The following is a 17002-nucleotide window of genomic DNA, read 5'->3' on the forward strand; positions in this document are numbered from 1 at the left end:
GATCGAGCCATGACCATTTCCGACCGTGTCCGCATCAAGGACGTCCGCGTGCTCTCGGACAACTGGGCGCCGCTGAAGAACACCACGTTCGAGTACCGGCGCGCCAATGGCGAGTGGCAGACGCAGCACCGGGAAACCTATGAGCGCGACAACGCCGCAGCCGTGCTGCCGTATAATCGCGTGCGGCGCACGGTGATCCTGGTGCGCCAGTTCCGCTTGCCGGCGTTCATTCGCGGCTATGACGATCTGCTGATCGAAGCCGCCGCCGGCGTGCTGGATGACGCCGCCCCCGAGGTCCGCATCCGCGCCGAGGCCGAGGAGGAAACCGGCTATCGCCTGCACGACGTCCACAAGGTGTTCGAGGCCTTCATGAGCCCGGGCGCCATCACCGAGAAGCTGCATTTCTTCATCGCCGAATACGAGCCGGAGATGCGGGTCAGCGACGGTGGCGGCCTCGCGCACGAGGGCGAGGACATCGAGGTGCTCGAGCTTGCCATCGACGAAGCGCTGGCGATGATCGGCGACGGCCGCATCATCGACGCCAAGGCGATCATGCTGCTGCAATATGTGGCGTTGCACGTGTTCAGGTGAGCTTGCGGCTGGCTTCTTCCCTTCTCCCCTTGGGAGAAGGTGGCGCGAAGCGCCGGATGAGGGGTATGCTTCCCCGAACTCCTGAGGGAGTTGGGCTCGCGGAGAGATACCCCTCACCCGTCTCGCCGCGACGCGGCGAGCCACCCACTCCCACAAGGAGAGAGGGGAAGAGCGCGGCTCGCTCTATCAAGCCTGCAATCCTGTCCCGCGTCCTCCTCGCCCCCATTGAGCGCCCCCAAATCTATCTCTAGTCTGGCCCCTAACCAAGAACCAGGAGACGCGCCCATGTCCGCTCCGCGCGACGACGAATTCGGCTTTGCGCCCGACTACGATTCTCCCGTCCCTTACATGCAGCGCACGCGCGACTATTACGCGGCGATCGGCTACACCACGCCGTATCGCTGGGCGCATTACACGGAGGCACCGTTCCAGCCGCTGAAGAAGAAAGTGGCGCAGTCGCGCGTCACGATCATCACCACGGCCGCACCGTTCGACCCGAGCAAGGGCGACCAGGGGCCGGGCGCGGCGTATAATGGCGGCGCGAAGTTTTACCAGGTCTATGACGGTGATACGTCGAAGCAGCACGATCTGCGCATCTCGCACATCGGCTACGACCGCAAGCACACCAGCGCGACCGACAGCGGCACCTGGTTTCCGCTGCCGCAGCTGCTGAAGGCCAGCGCCGCAGGCCGCATCGGCGAGGTCGCCCCGCGCTTCTTCGGCGCGCCGACCAACCGCAGCCATCGCGTCACGCTCGACACCGACGCGCCCGAAATCCTGGCGCGCTGCCTCGCGGATGCGGTTGATGTCGCGGTGCTAGTGCCGAACTGCCCGGTCTGCCACCAGACCACGGCGCTGGTGGCGCGGCACCTGGAGCGGAACGGCATTGCCACCGTGATCATGGGCTGCGCCAAGGACATCATCGAGCACGCCGCCGTGCCGCGCTTCCTCTTCTCGGATTTCCCACTCGGCAATTCCGCCGGCAAGCCGCATGACATCGCCTCGCAGGCGCAGACGCTGGAGCTGGCACTGCGGCTGCTGGAGACCGCAAGCGGCCCGCAGACGACGATGCAATCGCCGCTGCGCTGGAGCGAGGATGCCTCCTGGAAGCTCGACTACAACAACGTGGCGCAGCTTTCGCCGGAAGAGCTGGCGCGCCGGCGCGCCGAATTCGACAAGCAGAAGGAGATCGCGCGCGGCAACCGCGCCGCCTGACGTCCTCCACCAAAGAAAGAAAAAAGGGAGAGCGACGTGACGCGACCGTTCGAGGGCGTGAAGATCCTGGACTTCACGCAAGTGCTGGCCGGCCCCTATGCGAGCTATCAGCTCGCGCTGCTGGGCGCCGACGTCATCAAGGTCGAGCGGCGCGAGGGCGAGGACATGCGCCGCACGCCGCTCAGCCGCGAATGGGCCGAGCGCGGGCTGGCGCCGGCGTTCCAGGCCATCAACGGCAACAAACGCAGCCTGACGCTGGACCTGCAAAAGCCCGAGGCGATCGCGATCGTGAAGAAGCTCGCGAGCCAGGTCGACGTCGTCATGGAAAATTTCCGTCCCGGCGTGATGGACAAGCTCGGCATCGGCTACGAGGCGCTATCCGCCATCAATCCGAAGCTGATCTATTGCGCGGTGTCAGGCTTCGGCCAGACCGGGCCGGACCGCCTGCGGCCCGGCTATGACGGCAAGATGCAGGCGTTGTCGGGCATCATGGCGATCACCGGCCATCCCGAGACCGGACCGACGCGCGCGGGCTTTGCGGTGTGCGACGTGCTGTCGGGCGCGACCGCGGCGTTCGGCGTGTCGAGCGCACTGTATCAGCGCGACCGCACCGGCAAGGGCCAGCTCATCGACGTCTCCATGCTGGAGGCGACGCTGGCCTTCCTCTCGGGCCAGATCGCGGATTGGTCCGTTGCAGGCCATCGTCAAACACTCTCGGGCAACCAGGCGGTGAGCCGCAGGACCACGGCCAACCTGTTCAAATGCGGCGATGGTCACATCCTGCTCGCCGTCAACAACGAGAAGCAGTACCGCGCGCTCATGGTTGCGCTCGGCCGCGAGGACGCGCTGAGCGATCCGCGCTTCGCCGACTGGTTCTCCCGCAACGAGAACGAGGGCGCGCTTCGCGCCATCATCGAGGCAGCGCTGGCGGCACGGCCGGCGCGCGAATGGGAGACGATCCTGGAAGATGCCGGCGCACCCTGCGCCAGCATCTGGAAGGTCGAGGAGGTGATCGACCACCCGCAAATCAAGGCGCGCGGCGCGATCCAGGAGCTGGACACGCCTTATGGCCGCCTGCGCTTTGCCGGCAGCGGATTCAAGCTCGCCCATGGCGGCGGCAAGCTGGACCGCATGGCGCCGGAGCTTGGGGCGGATACGGATGCGGTGCTGGGCGAGTTGGGGTTCGATGCGGCGGAGATCGCGGCGCTGAGGGCGAAGGAGATCGTGTAAGCCGCGACATATGCCGCTGCCGTAGGGAGTGGGCAAAGGCGCAACGCGCCGTGCCCACCACCTGTCGATTTCTTGGCGCACGACGGTGGGCATGCTTCGCTTCGCCCACCCTACGGCATCGGCGATCAGAATAACGACCCCTGCCCGTCATCCACCGACCCAACCGCCGCCTTCCGCACTCCCTTCTTCGGCTTCACGACGTCCGCCTCCATCTCCTCGGCGCTGATCGGCAACAGCAACTGCTCGTCGTCATTGGCGACGCGGTTGACGCGGGTGGAGACCGGGTGCCAGGCGAATTCGCCAATGCGCGGAGCGGTCATCAGCGGCAGGATCGCGTCGATCTCGTCGCTGCGGCAATCGAGCCAGCGCTCGAAATCGCGCGGGCTGATGGTGACGGGCACGCGGTCATGCAGCGCCGCGAGATCTTCGCCGGCCGCTGCCGTGACGATGGCGACCGTGTCGAGCTCCTCGCCGTTCGGCCCAATCCAGGTTTCGAACAAAGCGGCAAAGCCGAGCGGCGCGCCATCGGCGCGATGGATGAAGAAGGGCTGCTTGCGGCCGCCCTCCACCTTCCACTCGAAATAGCCGTCCGCCGGGATGAGGCCGCGCCGGCGGCGAATCGCGTGTCTGAAGGCGGGCTTCTCCAGCACCGTCTCGCAGCGGGCGTTGATCAGGAGCGTAAACCCGCGAGGATCCTTGACCCAGCCCGGCAAAAACCCCCAACGCATCAGGCGGAAATGGCGCGCGCCGTTCTCGATCCATACGACCGGAATCGGCTGCGTCGGAGCCACGTTGTATCGGGGCGGAAAATTCGGCTGCTCGATATAGCCGAACAATTGCCGCAAAGCCGCGGGGGCCGAAGTTATGACAAAGCGTCCACACATCCCAGGGGGTCTATATAGGGTCCGTTCAGGTCCTTTTAACCCCGAACGTTAACACTGCGGCGAATGAGCTCAACGGCCTCCCAGCCCGCGCGGACGCATGTACAGACGGGCCCCGAGGCCGCCGCCTGGGCCGAGCGGCTGCGCGTCGCCAACATCAACCCGCGGACGGGGCTTGCCACCGACTATCTCAACCATTTCAATGAAGCGGTGATGCTGCTGGAAATGGTCCCTGACATGCCGGAATGCGCGGAAGATTTTCTGACCTGGACGCCGCTATCCTATGCCGAGCATTTCACGGCGTCGAATTTTAAGGCGCGCGACCTCGCCATCGAGGCTTATGAGAAGGCCGATCCCAAGGTGCGGGCCCAGTTCGACCACATCACGGACACCATGACCTCGATCCTGACCGCGGTCGGCTCGGCCATGCGCGAGGTCGACAAGGACACGACGCGCGTTCGGCTCGCCGAGCAGGCCACGGCATGGGTCAAGCCGCTGATCGCGGCCTGCGGCGGCATCATCAATGGCGGCGCGGAAGCCGACATCGACACCATCATGGCGAACTGAGCCGTGGCTTCCGCGGTCCAGCCGTCCCATCCCCAGATCGCGGTCAGTGCCGCGATTTTTCGCGACGGCAAGGTGCTTCTGACCCGCCGCGCCCGTTCGCCCGCAAAGGGGTTCTATTCGCTGCCCGGGGGTCGGGTCGAGTTCGGCGAATCGCTGCACCAGGCCCTGCTGCGCGAAGTCGACGAGGAGACCGGGCTTGCCATCGACATCATTGGCCTCGCCGGCTGGCGCGAGGTGCTGCCGGCCGCAGCCGGAGCCGGTCATTACCTGATCATGTCCTTTGCCGCCCGCTGGGTGGCCAAAGAACCGGTTCTGAACGACGAGCTCGACGACTACCGCTGGATCGCCCCGGATGCCATCGCAGGCCTGGGCGAGCTCAAGCTGACCGGCGGACTGGAGGAGGTCATCCAATCCGCCGCACGCCTGATCGGAGACTGACGCTCCGCCTTGCGTGCAACGCCCCGAGGAGGCATACACCCCGCCAATGTCCATGCGACTTCTGGCCATTTTCGCCCTGATTCTCGCTTGCGCCTCTGCGCCCGGCCGGGCTCAGGACGTGGCGGCGCCGTTTGACGGCGATTTGCAGCGGCTGGCGGAGATCCTCGGCGGGCTGCATTATCTGCGCGGCATCTGCGGGTCCAACGAGGGCAACAAATGGCGCAGCGAGATGCAGGCGCTGATCGATGCCGAAACCCCCTCCGGCGATCGCCGCACCCGCATGATCGCCGCCTTCAACCGCGGCTATAACGGCTTTCAGCAGACCTACCGGAGCTGCACGCCGGCAGCGACGGTGGCGATCCGCCGCTATATCGAGGAAGGCTCCAAGATCTCGCGCGATCTCACGGCGCGTTACGCGAACTGAGCTCTCCGTCCGGTTCGCACTGCGCGCGGCCCGGAAATGACGCGGATGGAACTCCGTCATCGACTTTGTTCACAGGCGTTAACCGTTCTTAAAGATGTGGCCTAGCGGTCGTTAACGCCCGTGCTACACCTCTCGCACAGCGCATCGCCGTGGATCGCGCCCCAGCCCTGACCGAGTTTCATGAGCCAGCCGATTTCCTACGCCCCCGCCCGCGCGCCGCTGCCCGATCACGAGCAGAAGCAGGCTGCGCTGAGCTATCTCAATGAGGCCTGGGCCGAGGCGCGCCACGACGGCGTCGACGGCGATTGCCTGGCGCAGGCGAGCCTGTTCGCGGCCTTTGCCGAGCTCGTCGGCACCTATGGCGAGGACGCGGTGGCGAAGTTCGTCGAGAGCTTTCCTGGCCGCATTCGCAATGGCGAGTTCTCGGTCGGAATCTCCAGACAATAACCTGTTCGAAAAATAACCCCGCCACGGCACGGGGCCGGTTGACGGATGAATGACTCTGCGACGTGCTCGCGAAGTCTGCCGCGTTTTATCGCACGGAAGCGATTGAGCGCGGACAAGCTTAGTCTGGCGATGACCGGGAGACATTCCCGATGCGATCGGGAATGCGCCCCCGGCGTCAGGGCTCGACATTCAGAGTCGCCTTCATATTGGGATGGTAGCGACAATAGTAATCGACCGTTCCCGCTTTCTTCACCACGAACGTCGCGGACTTCTTCGGCGGCAGAGGGACGTCAAAATCGCCGTTGGTCGCGGTGGCTGTGTGAGCGAAGATGTCCTTGTTGATCCACTCAACGGTGTCACCGACTTTTGCCGACATTTCGGCCGGTGAGATCACGAGATTGTCCATCGTGATTTGAATGGTCGCCGCACGCGCCGGGACGACCAGCAACATGACCGCAAGCGCGATCGAAGCGAGGCGTCCCGGCTTCATCGCACTCTCCTATTTTAGCTCGGCCGCGACGTGCTCGGCGTGCTGCTGATGACCCTGGAAGATCTTCAGGCCGGTCTGCAACAGGCTCTTCAGCTCGTTATTGCTCGCGGACGGAATGAGCTGGGTCTCCAGCGCGGCGTTGACCGCCTTGTGGTAGGCGACCTCGTTCTGGACATAGGCCTTGTCGAAGGCGGCGCCGCTCAGCTTGTCGAGCTCAGCCAGCTTGTCGGTTGCCTGCTTGGACAGCGCGCGGCTGGTGTCGTTGTCTTCAGGCGTGACGTTCAGCTTCTTGACCAGCGCGAGCGCCTGCTTGTTGACGGCCTCATGGTCGCGCACCATGTCCTCGGCGAAGGCCTTGACGTCCTTGTTCTTGGCCTTCTTCATCGCCTGCTTCGCTGCGTTGATGTCGATCACGCCCGCGGTGTAGGCAATATGGGCGATCTGCGGATCGGTGGGCTTGTCGGCTGCACTCGCGCCTTGCAGCAGCCCAAAACTCGACAACAAAAGGGCTGCGGCGGCCGCGCTCCATCGAATGAACATGGTTTGATACTCCTGTGGTGCCGGACGTTTGGCCGGCGCGTTGCTTCACAGGAATTGGATGGGTATTTCGCGCAAACGTTCCCGAAAACTTTAGCCGCTGAAGCCGAGCCGCTTCAGCACTGATACGGTCAAGCGCTCACATCGCCATCCGGCGAACGGGAACGCATTCATCACCACCGGCCCGATCTCCTTCTCGACATTCTCGCGCAGCATGGTGCGGGCGCGGTGCAGCCGCGTCTTCACGGTCTCGGGCTTTACGCCGAGCAAATCGGCGGTCTCCTCGATGGTCATCCCCTCCATGACCCGGGCAACGAAGACCATGCGGAAGACATCCGGCAACTCGTCAATTGCGCGTTCGACCACGCGCTGGATTTCACGTTGGGCCATGGTCCTTTCCGGATCGCCTGCGGGAGAAACGGGAAACTTGATGATCTGCGCATCGAGCGCGGCATTAGGTATCGCGCCGAGCTCGACATCGGGCTTTCGGCTGCGCATCCGGCCGAGCGCCTCGTTGATGGCGATGCGCGACAGCCAGGTCGACAACCCGGCCTCGCCCCGAAAACCGTCGAGGTGGGTGAAGGCCCGGACATACGTCTCCTGCACCACATCCTCGGCCTCGCTGTCACTGCGCAGGATGCCGCGCGCGAGGCGGTAGAGCCTGCGGTTGTTGGCCTGCATGATCTCGCGCAAGGCGGCCTCGTCACGGCCCCGCGCTCGGTCGATCAGCTCTGCTTCCGCGGTTCTAACGCCGGCGGACAGGCCGGCTGCGGTCGGTTGCATTGCGGTTACCCATCTCCGTTCGATCTGGCTATTGGATGCAGGCTCTGAGGAAAGGTTCCCGAGTTTCTTAGGCTCCACTGGAGCCGAGAAGATAAGAAGCGCCTTTCTTAATCCGTCTCGATCGGCAAGGCGGGATCCCTCGCCCATTCGCCCATCGAGGCGTCATAGAGCGTGAGCTTGTCATAGCCGAGCTGGGTCAGCAGGAACAGGTCGATCGTCGCCGAGATGCCGCCGCCGCAATACAGGATCACATTCTTATCGCGCGTAACGCCTTGGGCGGTGAATTTGTGCTCGGCATCGGCCAGTGTCGTCAGCGTTTTGTCGGCATTGGTGAGCGTCGCGGCGGGAACGTTGACGCTGCCGGGAACGCGGCCTGGCCGGCCGTAGCGGCTCGGCTCGAGACCGCGGTGAAACTGCGGACCGAGCGCGTTGACGATCACCGTCGCGGGATCGCCGATCCGCGCCTTCACGATGTTCTTGTCGACGAAGTAGCCTGGGCGAGGTGCAGCCTGGAACGTGGTGGTCGGATAGCCCTTCGGTACGCCTGATACGACCGGCCGCCCCTCGTCCTTCCATTTGTCGAAACCGCCGTCGAGCACAAGCGCATCGACGCCGAGCGAGCGCAGCATCCACCAGAACCGCGTCGACCACATCATCGTGCCGATACTGTAGAGCACGATGGTTTTGTTCGCGTCGAGGCCGTGGCGGCCGAAGGCGGCCTCCAGCTGGGCCAGATCCGGCATCATGAAAAACTGCTGCGCCGAGGCGTCGGAGAACTCGCCTTGCAGATCGAGGAAATCGGCGCCCGGAATGTGGCCGGCCGCAAACGTCTTGTCGCCTGGCACCGCGCGATAAGGCAGGTCGCTGCCCGGCGGCACCGGCTCGTTGTAGGTCGTACAGTCGTAGAGGCGAAGGTTGGGATTGTCGAGGATGGCTGCGAGTTGCTCGGTGGTGATGAGGGGTGTCCGTGGGGACATTACTCTCTCCCAATTGAACTTGCGCTTCCGGGCACGCTGTCGTCGCCTGCGAAGCGGGCAATCCAGTATTCCAGAGGCGGCAATCGTATCAGCCAATTATCGCGGCGGATTACTGGATGCCACGCCTTCGCGTGGCATGACAACGGAAGGAAAGGTTTGACCGAACTCTCTACGCCCTCAAGGTCTCCAGAAACCGCACCGGCTCGCCTTGCGAGGCCGTCACCAGCTCGCCTTGCCACATCACGCGGCGGCCGCGGATGAAGGTGCCGACGGGCCAGCCGGTGACGCGCAACCCGTCGTAGGGGGTCCACCCGGCTTTGGAAGCCACCCATTTGTTGGTGATGGTCTCGCTGCGCTTTAAGTCGACGATGGTGAAGTCGGCATCGTAGCCGGCCGCGATGCGGCCCTTGCAGGCTATGTTGTAGAGCCGCGCGGGACCGGCGCTGGTGAGATCGACGAACCTCGCCAGCGACAGCCGGCCGGCATTGACGTGATCGAGCATAATCGGCACCAGCGTCTGCACGCCGGTCATGCCGGAGGGCGAAGCCGGATAAGTCTTCTGCTTCTCTTCCAGCGTATGCGGGGCGTGGTCGGAGCCGAGCACATCGATGATGCCCTGCTCGATGCCGCGCCAGATGCCGGCGCGGTGATCTGCCCCGCGCACCGGAGGATTCATCTGCGCCAGCGTGCCGAGCCGCTCGTAGCATTCCGGCGCGACCAGCGTGAGATGATGCGGCGTCGCCTCGCAGGAGGCGACGTCCTTGTGATCGCGCAGGAACTCAATCTCTTCCTTGGTCGAGATGTGCAGCACGTGGATGCGCTTGCCGGTCTCGTGCGCGAGCTTGACGAGGCGCTGCGTCGCCATCAGCGCCGCGGTCTCGTCGCGCCAGATCGGATGCGAGCGCGCGTCGCCCTCGATGCGCAGCGACTTGCGGTCGTTGAGGCGATACTCGTCCTCGGCGTGGAACGCGGCGCGGCGACGGATGACCTGAAAGATGCGGCGGAGGCTCTCGTCGTCCTCCACCAGCAGCGCGCCGGTTGAGGAGCCGATGAACACCTTGACGCCCGCGCAACCGGGCGCGCGCTCCAGCACCGGCAGGTCCTGTACGTTCTCGCGGGTGCCGCCGATGAAGAAGGCGAAATCGCAATGCATGCGGTGATGGGCCCGCTTCACCTTGTCGGTGAATTCGGCTTCCGTTACCGTTAACGGAGAGGTGTTCGGCATCTCGAACACGGCGGTGATGCCGCCCATCACGGCACTGCGCGAACCCGTCTCGAGGTCTTCCTTGTGGGTCAGCCCGGGCTCGCGGAAATGCACCTGCGTGTCCATCACGCCGGGCAGGATGTGCAAGCCCTGGCAGTCGATCACCTCCGCTGCGCTGGATTGCGACAGCGCGCCGATCTCGGCGATGCGGCCGCCCGTGATGCCGATGTCGCGCAAGCCCTCGCCGTCCTGGTTGACGACGGTGCCGCCTTTGAGGATCACGTCGAAACGCTGGGTCATGGCTAAGGGCCTCTCTCATCCCCAAGCGCAGGGCTCGAGGTCTTGTCGTTTATGGCTTGCGGGCTTACGTTCCGCAGCAACATGTCGCAAGAGATTTTCGTATGAAATCAGCGTTTCTTCCCGACCGGGGCGTGGTCAAGGTCGCGGGCGAGGATGCGCGCAACTTCCTCAACGGCCTCGTCACCACCGATCTCGACAGGCTCAAGCCGGGCCTGGGGCGATTCGGTGCGCTGCTGACGCCGCAGGGCAAGATCATCGTCGATTTCCTGATCACGGAGGTGCCCGCCGGCCATGGCGGCGGGTTCCTGATCGATTGCCCTAAAGCGCTGGCCGAAGGCCTCGCCACCAAGCTGAAATTCTACAAGCTGCGCGCCAAGGTCACGGTGGAAAACCTCTCCGATGCGCTGGGCGTGCTCGCGGCCTGGGACGGCCAGCCTGCCGCTCAGCCCGATCTCGGCTTCGCCGATCCGCGCCATAGCGAGCTCGGCTACCGCATCCTAATCCCCGAGGATCTCAGGCAGAAGCTGTCCGATCTCATCGGCGCCGAGCTCGTCGATGCCAGCGAATACGACGCCCACCGTATCGCGCTCGGCGTGCCGCGCGGCGGGCTGGATTTCATGTACAGCGACGCGTTCCCACACGAGACCAACATGGACCGGCTTGCCGGCGTTGATTTCGACAAGGGCTGCTATGTCGGCCAGGAGGTCGTCTCGCGCATGCAGCATCGCGGCACCGCGCGAACCCGCAGCGTCAAGGTGTTGCTCGATGGCCCCTCGCCCGAGATTGGCGCCACCATTCTCGCCGGCGACAAGCCGGTCGGCACCATCGGCTCGACCGCCGGCGGCAAAGGCATCGCGCTGGTGCGCGTCGACCGCGTCGCCGATGCGCTCGATGCGGGCCAGCCCCTCACCGCGGGCGGCCTCGCGCTGACACTCGCCGAACCCGACATCGTGCGCACTCCAACGAAGCAACCCATCGCATGAGCCGCGCCCCTCGCCTGCATCCCGACGGCCTGACACGCTGCCCCTGGCCCGGCGAAGATCCGCTCTATGTCGCCTATCACGACACCGAATGGGGCGTGCCGGAATATGACGACCGCGCACTGTACGAAAAGCTGATGCTCGACGGCTTCCAGGCCGGCCTTTCCTGGATCACGATCCTGCGCAAGCGCGACAATTTCCGCAAAGCCTTCGATGATTTCCAGCCGGAGAAGATCGCGCGCTACACGCCCAAGAAGGTGCACGCGCTGATGAACGACGCCGGAATCGTGCGCAACAAGGCCAAGATCGACGGCGCGATCCTGAGCGCAAAGTCCTATCTCGATATCATGGAGAAGGGGCCGGGCTTCTCGAAGCTCCTCTGGGACTTCATGGACGGAGAGCCTAAGGTCAACCATTTCAAGACCACGGCGAGCGTACCGGCCTCGACGCCGCTGTCGGTGCAGATCTCCAAGGAGCTGTCCGCGCGCGGCTTCAAGTTCGTCGGCCCGACCATCGTCTATGCCTTCATGCAGGCGACCGGCATGGTCAACGACCATCTGGTCGACTGCCATTGTCATGCAACCTGCGGCAAGACGCAGCGCAAGCCGCGCCTCAAGGTCAAATGACGGCGAAGAAGACCGCGCGCGATGCGCAGTCCCGCGCCTGGCAGCGCATGCTGTCGGGACGGCGGCTCGACCTGCTCGATCCCTCCCCGCTCGATGTCGAGATCGCCGACATCGCGCATGGACTGGCGCGGGTGGCGCGCTGGAACGGGCAGACCGTTGGCGCGCATATCTTCTCGGTCGCGCAGCACACGCTGCTGGTGGAGACGGTGATGCGGCACGAGATGCCGCGCGTGGATCCACGCATACGGCTGGCGGCCCTGCTGCATGACGCGCCCGAATATGTGATCGGCGACATGATCTCGCCGTTCAAGGCCGTGCTCGACGGCCATTACAAGGCGGTCGAAAAGCGCCTGCTCGGCGCCATCCACATCCGCTTCGGCTTGCCGCCGGTGCTGCCAGAGGAAATCACGCAAGCCATCAAGGCCGCCGATCGCGGTGCGGCCTATCTGGAGGCAACCGAGCTCGCCGGCTTCAGCGAAAGCGAGGCAAGGCGCCTGTTCGGCCGCGATCCGGGCCTGCCCGACAACGTCCGGCGCGACTATCTCACGCCCTGGACCGCGGCGCGGGCCGAGAAGCAGTTTTTGGAGCGGTTCAACGCGGTCTTTGCGTAACATCATCCCTTCGTGGGGTAGGCAAAGCGACTTGTCCGCCGTAACCCGCAGAGCGAAGGCGGGAGCGTGCCGACCAACAAGGCGAGATTGTACGCAGCGCGAAACAACGGTGGGCATGGCGCGATGCGCCTTTGCCCACCCTACGGCCGCTCGCTATAATCGACGCCAAAAAGGTCCGCCATGATCCACGTCTGTTCCCTCGCCGCGCTTCCCGAAACCGTCCGCCTGACCGGCGCCAGCCACGTGCTGACGGTGATGGCCAATGTCGAGCAGGTGGCGCGGCCCGTGTCCGTGCTGCCGGCCAATCATCTCAAGGTGTCGATGGACGACATCACCGAGCAGATGGACGGCTTCGTCGCACCGTCAGAGACGCATATCGAGCAGGTGTTGACCTTCGTGCGCGGCTGGGACCGCAGCGCGCCGCTGGTGGTGCATTGCTACGCCGGCATCAGCCGCTCCACGGCGAGCGCGTTTGCCGCGGTATGCGCACTCAATCCGAACCGCGACGAGATAGAGATCGCCAGGAAGATCCGCGCAGCCTCGCCGATCGCCTCGCCCAACCGGCGCATCGTCGGCCTCGCCGACCGTGCATTGGGACGCGACGGCCGCATGCTGCGCGCGCTCGACGAGATGGGCCCGGGCGCGATGATGGTCGAGGGCCGTCCGTTCGTGATCGAGCTCGAATGAGGCGAGAGCCGAATAGCAGCGGCTATGGGACTGCGCCCCCTCTCCTGCTTGCGGGAGAGGGTTGCGGAGAGGGTGCTTCCGCATCGGGGTTCTCCCGGCGTGGAGAAAGCCCTCACCTGCGTCTTTGGCGCGACCTCTCTCGCGAGCGGGAGAGGTGCAGCGAGCTCGCGGCGAGATTTGTTCAATGAGCCGACATATCTTTCTCACGACTCCCGCGACATTTGCCGCATGAGCGAGACGCTCCTGACGCCGATCGAGATTGGCCTGACCGCGGCCATCGTCGCGATCGAGGACCACGAGCCGCTGATCCTCACTGCGCGCGGCGGTGACGGGCTTGCCGGCCTGCCGTTCGGGCCGTTCGATGCGCTCGCCCATCGCACCTTCGAGATCGGCCTGCGCGCCTGGGTCGAGCAACAGACGGGCCTGCGGCTCGGCTATGTCGAGCAGCTCTACACCTTCGGCGACCGCGGCCGTCATGCCGATGCCGGCGACACCGGCCCGCATATGGTGTCGATCGGCTATCTCGCGCTGACGCGCGCCGCCAGCGGCGAGCTCGCCGCGACCGGTGCGAGCTTCGAGCCATGGTATCGCTTCTTCCCCTGGGAAGACTGGCGCGAGCAGCCGCCAGAGATCATCGCCCGCGACATCATACCGGCCCTGACGAAATGGGCCGAGGAGGAGACGCCGCAGACGACGCGGGCGCTGCCACGAAAGGATCGCGTGCGGTTCTATTTCGGTCTCGACGGTGCGCCCTGGGACGAGGAGCGCGTGCTCGATCGCTATGAGCTCCTGTACGAGGCCGGGATGATCGAGGAGGCGCGGCGCGACGGCAGGCCTGCGGCATTAGCGCGCAAGACGCTTCCTGCGCTCGGGACCTCGATGCGGTTCGATCATCGGCGCATCCTCGCCACAGCCATCGCACGGCTGCGCGCAAAACTGAAGTATCGTCCTGTTGTTTTTGAACTTTTGCCGGCCGAATTCACACTCACGGAATTGCAGCATACGGTGGAGGCCATCTCCGGCCGGCACCTGCACAAACAGAATTTCCGCCGCCTCGTCGAAATGGAAGCCCTGGTCGAACCGACCGGGGCGATGTCGACACAGACCGGCGGACGCCCGGCGGCACTCTATCGCTTCCGCCGCGAAGTACTCCAGGAGCGGCCCGCGCCGGGCTTGCGCGTACGCTCCCGGCGCTAGATTAAGAATTTGCGATCGGCCCTGCCCGCCGGTTGCCTGGAGGCTTCATGTTCGACGGCCCGTTTGACGTCTTTGCGTTGATCCTTGCGATCGCCGCCTTCCTGATCGCGATCAAGGCCTCCAGTCAGGCGGCTGAGTTGCGCCGCCGGCTGAGCTCGCTCGAAGAGATGTTTGACGCGCAGCGGCAAGTTAAGCCGCCGCCACTTACGCCGACTTGGGAGCAGGCGCCCGCAACCGCGACGGCCGCCGCGGAGCCGCCGCCGCTTGCGCCGGAAGCCGAGCAGGCGCCCCCGGCCCTCACCGAACCCGTTTCGCCGCCGCCGCTCGAAACGAGCACCGAGGCCGATGCACCGCCACCCCTGCCTGCACCCGCACCCGGCTTCGAGGAGCGACTCGGCACGCGCTGGGTGGTGTGGATCGGCGGGCTTGCGCTCGCGCTCGGCGGCTTCTTCATGGTGCGCTATTCGATCGAGGCCGGCCTCGTCGGGCCCGGCGTGCGCGTGTTCCTCGGCGGCCTGTTCGCGCTGGCGCTGCTCGGTGCCGGCGAATGGACACGGCGCAAGGAGAGCATCTCCAGCATCGCGGCGCTGCCGATCGCCAACATCCCCGCGATCCTCACCGCGGCCGGCACGGCGGTGGCGTTCGCGACCATCTATGCAGCCTACGCGCTCTACAGTTTCCTGTTGCCCGCCACCGCCTTCGTGCTGCTCGGCCTCGTCGCGCTCGGCACGCTGGCCGCCGCGCTGCTGCACGGGCCCGCGCTCGCCGGCCTCGGCGTCGTCGGCGCGTTCGTGACGCCGGTCCTCGTCTCCAGCGGCAAGCCGGACTATTGGGCGCTCTACATCTATCTTGCCATCGTCACCGCAGCGAGCTTCGGCCTTGCCCGCATCCGGCTATGGCGCTGGCTCGCGGTGACTACGATCGTCTTCGCGGTGCTCTGGACGTTCATGGGGCTCGAGCTCGAGCTGCAGGTGGCCCCGCACGCCTTCCACGTCATTGCGGGCTTCACGCTCGCTGCGCTTCTCGTCGTCTGCGGTTTCATGTTCGGCCCGACCATCGAGGACGGCGAGATCGAGCCGGTGTCGTCGAGCTCGCTCGGCGCCTATCTGTTCGCGGCAATGATCATCGTGCTGTCGAGCGCGCATGCCGATCTGGCGCTCACTGCCTTCACCCTACTGGTCGCAGGGACGCTGTTTGTCGCCTGGCGCGCGCCGGCGGCAACGGGTGCACTGGGCGCGGCTGCGGCGACCGTCTTCATCGTGTTCGCCGAATGGGCGGTGCGGGCCAATCCCGACATGCTGGTGCTGCCGGGCGGCCCCATGGCCGGCATCGGTCCTGTCCCCACCGATAGTTCGGTGACACTGCATCTGGTCACGGCCGCGATCTTCGCCGCGGGCTTCGGCACGGCAGGCTTCCTCGCGCAGGGCCGGTCCAATTCGGCGATCATCCCGGTGGTGTGGTCGGCAAGTGCGGTCGCGACGCCGATCGCGATCCTGGTTGCGCTCCACGCCCGCATCGCCCATCTCGATCGCTCGATCCCGTTTGCGATTCTCGCCGTGCTGCTCGCCGCCGCCTTTGGCGCTGCGACCGAATCGCTGACACGGCGCGAGACCCGGCCGGGCGCCATGATCTCGACGGCGCTGTTCGCGACCGGCACGCTCGGCGCGCTGGCGCTGGCGCTGACCTTCGCGCTGGAGAAGGGCTGGCTCACCATCGCGCTCGCGCTGATGTCGCTCGGCACCGCCTGGATCTCGATGCAGCGGCCGATCCCGTTCCTGCGCTGGCTCGCCGCCATCTTCGCCGGCATCGTCACGGCACGCATCGTCTATGATCCCTGCATCGTCGGCGATGCCGTCGGCACCACGCCGATTCTGAACTGGCTGTTGTGGGGCTATGGCCTGCCGGCGCTGTCGTTCTGGGGCGCGAGCATGTTCCTGCGCCGCCGCGCCGACGATGCGCCGCTGCGCATGGTCGAGACTGCGGCCGTCCTGTTCACCGCGCTGCTCGCCTTCATGGAAATCCGGCACCTTGCGACCGGCGGCCGCATGACCTCGCCGCCTTCGCTGCTGGAATTCGCGCTGCAAGTCTGCGTCACGCTGGCGATGGCGATCGGGCTGGAGCGCCTGCGGCTGCGTAGCCACAGCATCGTGCACAATGTCGGCGCGGTCGCGCTCACCGCGATCGCCGGGCTCATCAGCGTGTTCGGCCTGCTGATCCTGGAGAACCCGCTGCTGCTCTCCAGCGTCAATGTCGGCGGCCTTGTGTTCAACCTGCTGCTGCTCGGCTATGCGCTCCCCGCGGTGCTGATGCTGCTGTTGTCCTATGCAATGGCGGGCCATCGCCCCGTCGCCTATGCCAATACGATTGCGGGCGGGGCACTTGTGTTCGCGCTCACCTACGTGACGCTGGAGATCCGCCGCTTCTATCACGGCCCGGTCCTGCTCTACGGCGGCACCACGGGCGCGGAGCAATACACCTATTCGACCGGCTGGCTTGCCTTCGGCGTGGTGCTGCTCGGCATCGGCATCCTGGTCAATTCGGAGCGGGCGCGACTCGCCTCTGCCGCCGTCATCGCGCTGACGATCCTGAAGGCCTTCGTCATCGACATGTCGACGCTGACAGGCGTCTACCGCGCGCTGTCGTTCATGTGCCTCGGCGTCGTGCTGGTCGCGATCGGCTGGCTCTACCAGCGCATCCTGTTCCGGCGGCAAACCCCGTCGGCTCCGCAGACGAGCGCGTAGGGATCGGTGGAGCTCTCCTCACCTGGATCGCATCTTCGATGCGATCCGACCTCTCCGTTCGGGAGAGGTAAGCCAA

19 protein-coding genes are annotated in these 17002 nt (G+C 65.4%); 13 read left to right on the top strand and 6 right to left on the bottom strand.

The genetic code is table 11. The features are described from left to right. Positions 1-9: 9 nt before the first annotated feature. The 3 genes from IVB12_RS26040 to IVB12_RS26050 all read left to right on the top strand — a co-directional run bounded on the left by IVB12_RS26040 (position 10) and on the right by IVB12_RS26050 (position 3036). A complete protein-coding gene (locus IVB12_RS26040; protein WP_247303338.1) occupies positions 10-591 on the top strand; it encodes a GDP-mannose pyrophosphatase in 582 nt (193 codons plus the stop codon). A gap of 285 nt (positions 592-876) precedes the next feature. Beyond that, the gene (locus IVB12_RS26045; protein WP_247303340.1) at positions 877-1806 is read left to right on the top strand and encodes a glycine reductase; all 930 of its coding nucleotides are present in this window, start codon (positions 877-879) and stop codon (positions 1804-1806) included. Between the two features lie 36 nt (positions 1807-1842). Then, positions 1843-3036: a CoA transferase gene (locus IVB12_RS26050; protein ID WP_247303342.1), complete on the top strand. Its 1194-nt coding sequence runs from the start codon at positions 1843-1845 to the stop codon at positions 3034-3036. Between the two features lie 125 nt (positions 3037-3161). On the opposite strand, the gene IVB12_RS26055 is transcribed toward IVB12_RS26050, so the two are convergent. Then, the gene (locus IVB12_RS26055) at positions 3162-3920 is read right to left on the bottom strand and encodes an SOS response-associated peptidase (RefSeq protein WP_247303344.1); all 759 of its coding nucleotides are present in this window, start codon (positions 3918-3920) and stop codon (positions 3162-3164) included. 63 nt (positions 3921-3983) lie between these two features. Here IVB12_RS26055 and IVB12_RS26060 point away from each other — a divergent pair, with 63 nt between their 5' ends. The 4 genes from IVB12_RS26060 (at position 3984) to IVB12_RS26075 (ending at position 5793) form a co-directional block, all read left to right on the top strand. Beyond that, positions 3984-4484 carry a hypothetical protein gene (locus IVB12_RS26060; protein WP_247303346.1) on the top strand — a complete coding sequence of 167 codons (501 nt, stop codon included), beginning with the start codon at positions 3984-3986 and terminating at the stop codon, positions 4482-4484. A gap of 3 nt (positions 4485-4487) precedes the next feature. Beyond that, positions 4488-4922, top strand: coding sequence for an NUDIX hydrolase (locus IVB12_RS26065; protein ID WP_247303348.1), 435 nt, complete (start codon positions 4488-4490; stop codon positions 4920-4922). Between the two features lie 46 nt (positions 4923-4968). Then, positions 4969-5346 carry a TIGR02301 family protein gene (locus IVB12_RS26070; RefSeq protein WP_247303351.1) on the top strand — a complete coding sequence of 126 codons (378 nt, stop codon included), beginning with the start codon at positions 4969-4971 and terminating at the stop codon, positions 5344-5346. Between the two features lie 180 nt (positions 5347-5526). Further along, on the top strand, positions 5527-5793 hold the full coding sequence (locus tag IVB12_RS26075; RefSeq protein ID WP_247303353.1) for a hypothetical protein: 267 nt from the start codon (positions 5527-5529) through the stop codon (positions 5791-5793). 175 nt (positions 5794-5968) lie between these two features. On the opposite strand, the gene IVB12_RS26080 is transcribed toward IVB12_RS26075, so the two are convergent. The 5 genes from IVB12_RS26080 to IVB12_RS26100 all read right to left on the bottom strand — a co-directional run bounded on the left by IVB12_RS26080 (position 5969) and on the right by IVB12_RS26100 (position 10084). Beyond that, entirely contained in the window at positions 5969-6283 is a 315-nt protein-coding gene (locus IVB12_RS26080; RefSeq protein ID WP_247303355.1) for a cupredoxin family copper-binding protein, read from the bottom strand. A gap of 9 nt (positions 6284-6292) precedes the next feature. Beyond that, positions 6293-6823 (bottom strand): DUF4142 domain-containing protein, encoded by a 531-nt coding sequence (locus tag IVB12_RS26085; protein ID WP_247303356.1) that lies wholly within the window; start codon positions 6821-6823, stop codon positions 6293-6295. A 90-nt stretch (positions 6824-6913) separates the two neighbouring features. Then, a complete protein-coding gene (locus IVB12_RS26090) occupies positions 6914-7603 on the bottom strand; it encodes an RNA polymerase sigma factor (RefSeq protein WP_247303357.1) in 690 nt (229 codons plus the stop codon). 107 nt (positions 7604-7710) lie between these two features. Then, on the bottom strand, positions 7711-8580 hold the full coding sequence (locus IVB12_RS26095) for a sulfurtransferase (protein ID WP_247303358.1): 870 nt from the start codon (positions 8578-8580) through the stop codon (positions 7711-7713). 169 nt (positions 8581-8749) lie between these two features. Continuing rightward, positions 8750-10084, bottom strand: coding sequence for a dihydroorotase (locus tag IVB12_RS26100; RefSeq protein WP_247303359.1), 1335 nt, complete (start codon positions 10082-10084; stop codon positions 8750-8752). Positions 10085-10185: 101 nt separating this feature from the next. On the opposite strand from IVB12_RS26100, the gene IVB12_RS26105 reads away from it, so the two are divergent. From IVB12_RS26105 to IVB12_RS26130, 6 genes are all read left to right on the top strand, one after another. Further along, a complete protein-coding gene (locus IVB12_RS26105; protein WP_247303360.1) occupies positions 10186-11067 on the top strand; it encodes a folate-binding protein in 882 nt (293 codons plus the stop codon). Next, a complete protein-coding gene (locus IVB12_RS26110) occupies positions 11064-11690 on the top strand; it encodes a DNA-3-methyladenine glycosylase I (RefSeq protein WP_247303361.1) in 627 nt (208 codons plus the stop codon). The genes IVB12_RS26105 and IVB12_RS26110 overlap by 4 nt, the downstream gene beginning before the upstream one ends. After that, positions 11687-12301, top strand: coding sequence for an HD family hydrolase (locus IVB12_RS26115; protein ID WP_247303362.1), 615 nt, complete (start codon positions 11687-11689; stop codon positions 12299-12301). The genes IVB12_RS26110 and IVB12_RS26115 overlap by 4 nt, the downstream gene beginning before the upstream one ends. A 180-nt stretch (positions 12302-12481) precedes the next feature. Then, positions 12482-12988, top strand: coding sequence for a protein-tyrosine phosphatase family protein (locus IVB12_RS26120; RefSeq protein ID WP_247303364.1), 507 nt, complete (start codon positions 12482-12484; stop codon positions 12986-12988). Positions 12989-13216: 228 nt separating this feature from the next. After that, positions 13217-14185, top strand: coding sequence for an NAD regulator (locus tag IVB12_RS26125; protein WP_247303366.1), 969 nt, complete (start codon positions 13217-13219; stop codon positions 14183-14185). A 47-nt stretch (positions 14186-14232) separates the two neighbouring features. Then, positions 14233-16926 (top strand): DUF2339 domain-containing protein, encoded by a 2694-nt coding sequence (locus IVB12_RS26130; RefSeq protein WP_247303368.1) that lies wholly within the window; start codon positions 14233-14235, stop codon positions 16924-16926. The last annotated feature ends 76 nt before the right edge of the window (positions 16927-17002 follow it).

It is taken from the genome of Bradyrhizobium sp. 179 (assembly GCF_023073535.1).
Lineage (GTDB): Bacteria > Pseudomonadota > Alphaproteobacteria > Rhizobiales > Xanthobacteraceae > Bradyrhizobium.

What these genes read in the sequence shown, in the direction of transcription:
- IVB12_RS26040 (WP_247303338.1), top strand. Translation starts at nt 10, where the DNA reads ATGACCATTTCCGACCGTGTCCGCATCAAGGACGTCCGCGTGCTCTCG.
- IVB12_RS26045 (WP_247303340.1), top strand. Translation starts at nt 877, where the DNA reads ATGTCCGCTCCGCGCGACGACGAATTCGGCTTTGCGCCCGACTACGAT.
- IVB12_RS26055 (WP_247303344.1), bottom strand. Translation starts at nt 3,920, where the DNA reads ATGTGTGGACGCTTTGTCATAACTTCGGCCCCCGCGGCTTTGCGGCAA.
- IVB12_RS26060 (WP_247303346.1), top strand. Translation starts at nt 3,984, where the DNA reads ATGAGCTCAACGGCCTCCCAGCCCGCGCGGACGCATGTACAGACGGGC.
- IVB12_RS26070 (WP_247303351.1), top strand. Translation starts at nt 4,969, where the DNA reads ATGTCCATGCGACTTCTGGCCATTTTCGCCCTGATTCTCGCTTGCGCC.
- IVB12_RS26075 (WP_247303353.1), top strand. Translation starts at nt 5,527, where the DNA reads ATGAGCCAGCCGATTTCCTACGCCCCCGCCCGCGCGCCGCTGCCCGAT.
- IVB12_RS26080 (WP_247303355.1), bottom strand. Translation starts at nt 6,283, where the DNA reads ATGAAGCCGGGACGCCTCGCTTCGATCGCGCTTGCGGTCATGTTGCTG.
- IVB12_RS26085 (WP_247303356.1), bottom strand. Translation starts at nt 6,823, where the DNA reads ATGTTCATTCGATGGAGCGCGGCCGCCGCAGCCCTTTTGTTGTCGAGT.
- IVB12_RS26090 (WP_247303357.1), bottom strand. Translation starts at nt 7,603, where the DNA reads ATGCAACCGACCGCAGCCGGCCTGTCCGCCGGCGTTAGAACCGCGGAA.
- IVB12_RS26095 (WP_247303358.1), bottom strand. Translation starts at nt 8,580, where the DNA reads ATGTCCCCACGGACACCCCTCATCACCACCGAGCAACTCGCAGCCATC.
- IVB12_RS26100 (WP_247303359.1), bottom strand. Translation starts at nt 10,084, where the DNA reads ATGACCCAGCGTTTCGACGTGATCCTCAAAGGCGGCACCGTCGTCAAC.
- IVB12_RS26105 (WP_247303360.1), top strand. Translation starts at nt 10,186, where the DNA reads ATGAAATCAGCGTTTCTTCCCGACCGGGGCGTGGTCAAGGTCGCGGGC.
- IVB12_RS26110 (WP_247303361.1), top strand. Translation starts at nt 11,064, where the DNA reads ATGAGCCGCGCCCCTCGCCTGCATCCCGACGGCCTGACACGCTGCCCC.
- IVB12_RS26115 (WP_247303362.1), top strand. Translation starts at nt 11,687, where the DNA reads ATGACGGCGAAGAAGACCGCGCGCGATGCGCAGTCCCGCGCCTGGCAG.
- IVB12_RS26120 (WP_247303364.1), top strand. Translation starts at nt 12,482, where the DNA reads ATGATCCACGTCTGTTCCCTCGCCGCGCTTCCCGAAACCGTCCGCCTG.
- IVB12_RS26125 (WP_247303366.1), top strand. Translation starts at nt 13,217, where the DNA reads ATGAGCGAGACGCTCCTGACGCCGATCGAGATTGGCCTGACCGCGGCC.
- IVB12_RS26130 (WP_247303368.1), top strand. Translation starts at nt 14,233, where the DNA reads ATGTTCGACGGCCCGTTTGACGTCTTTGCGTTGATCCTTGCGATCGCC.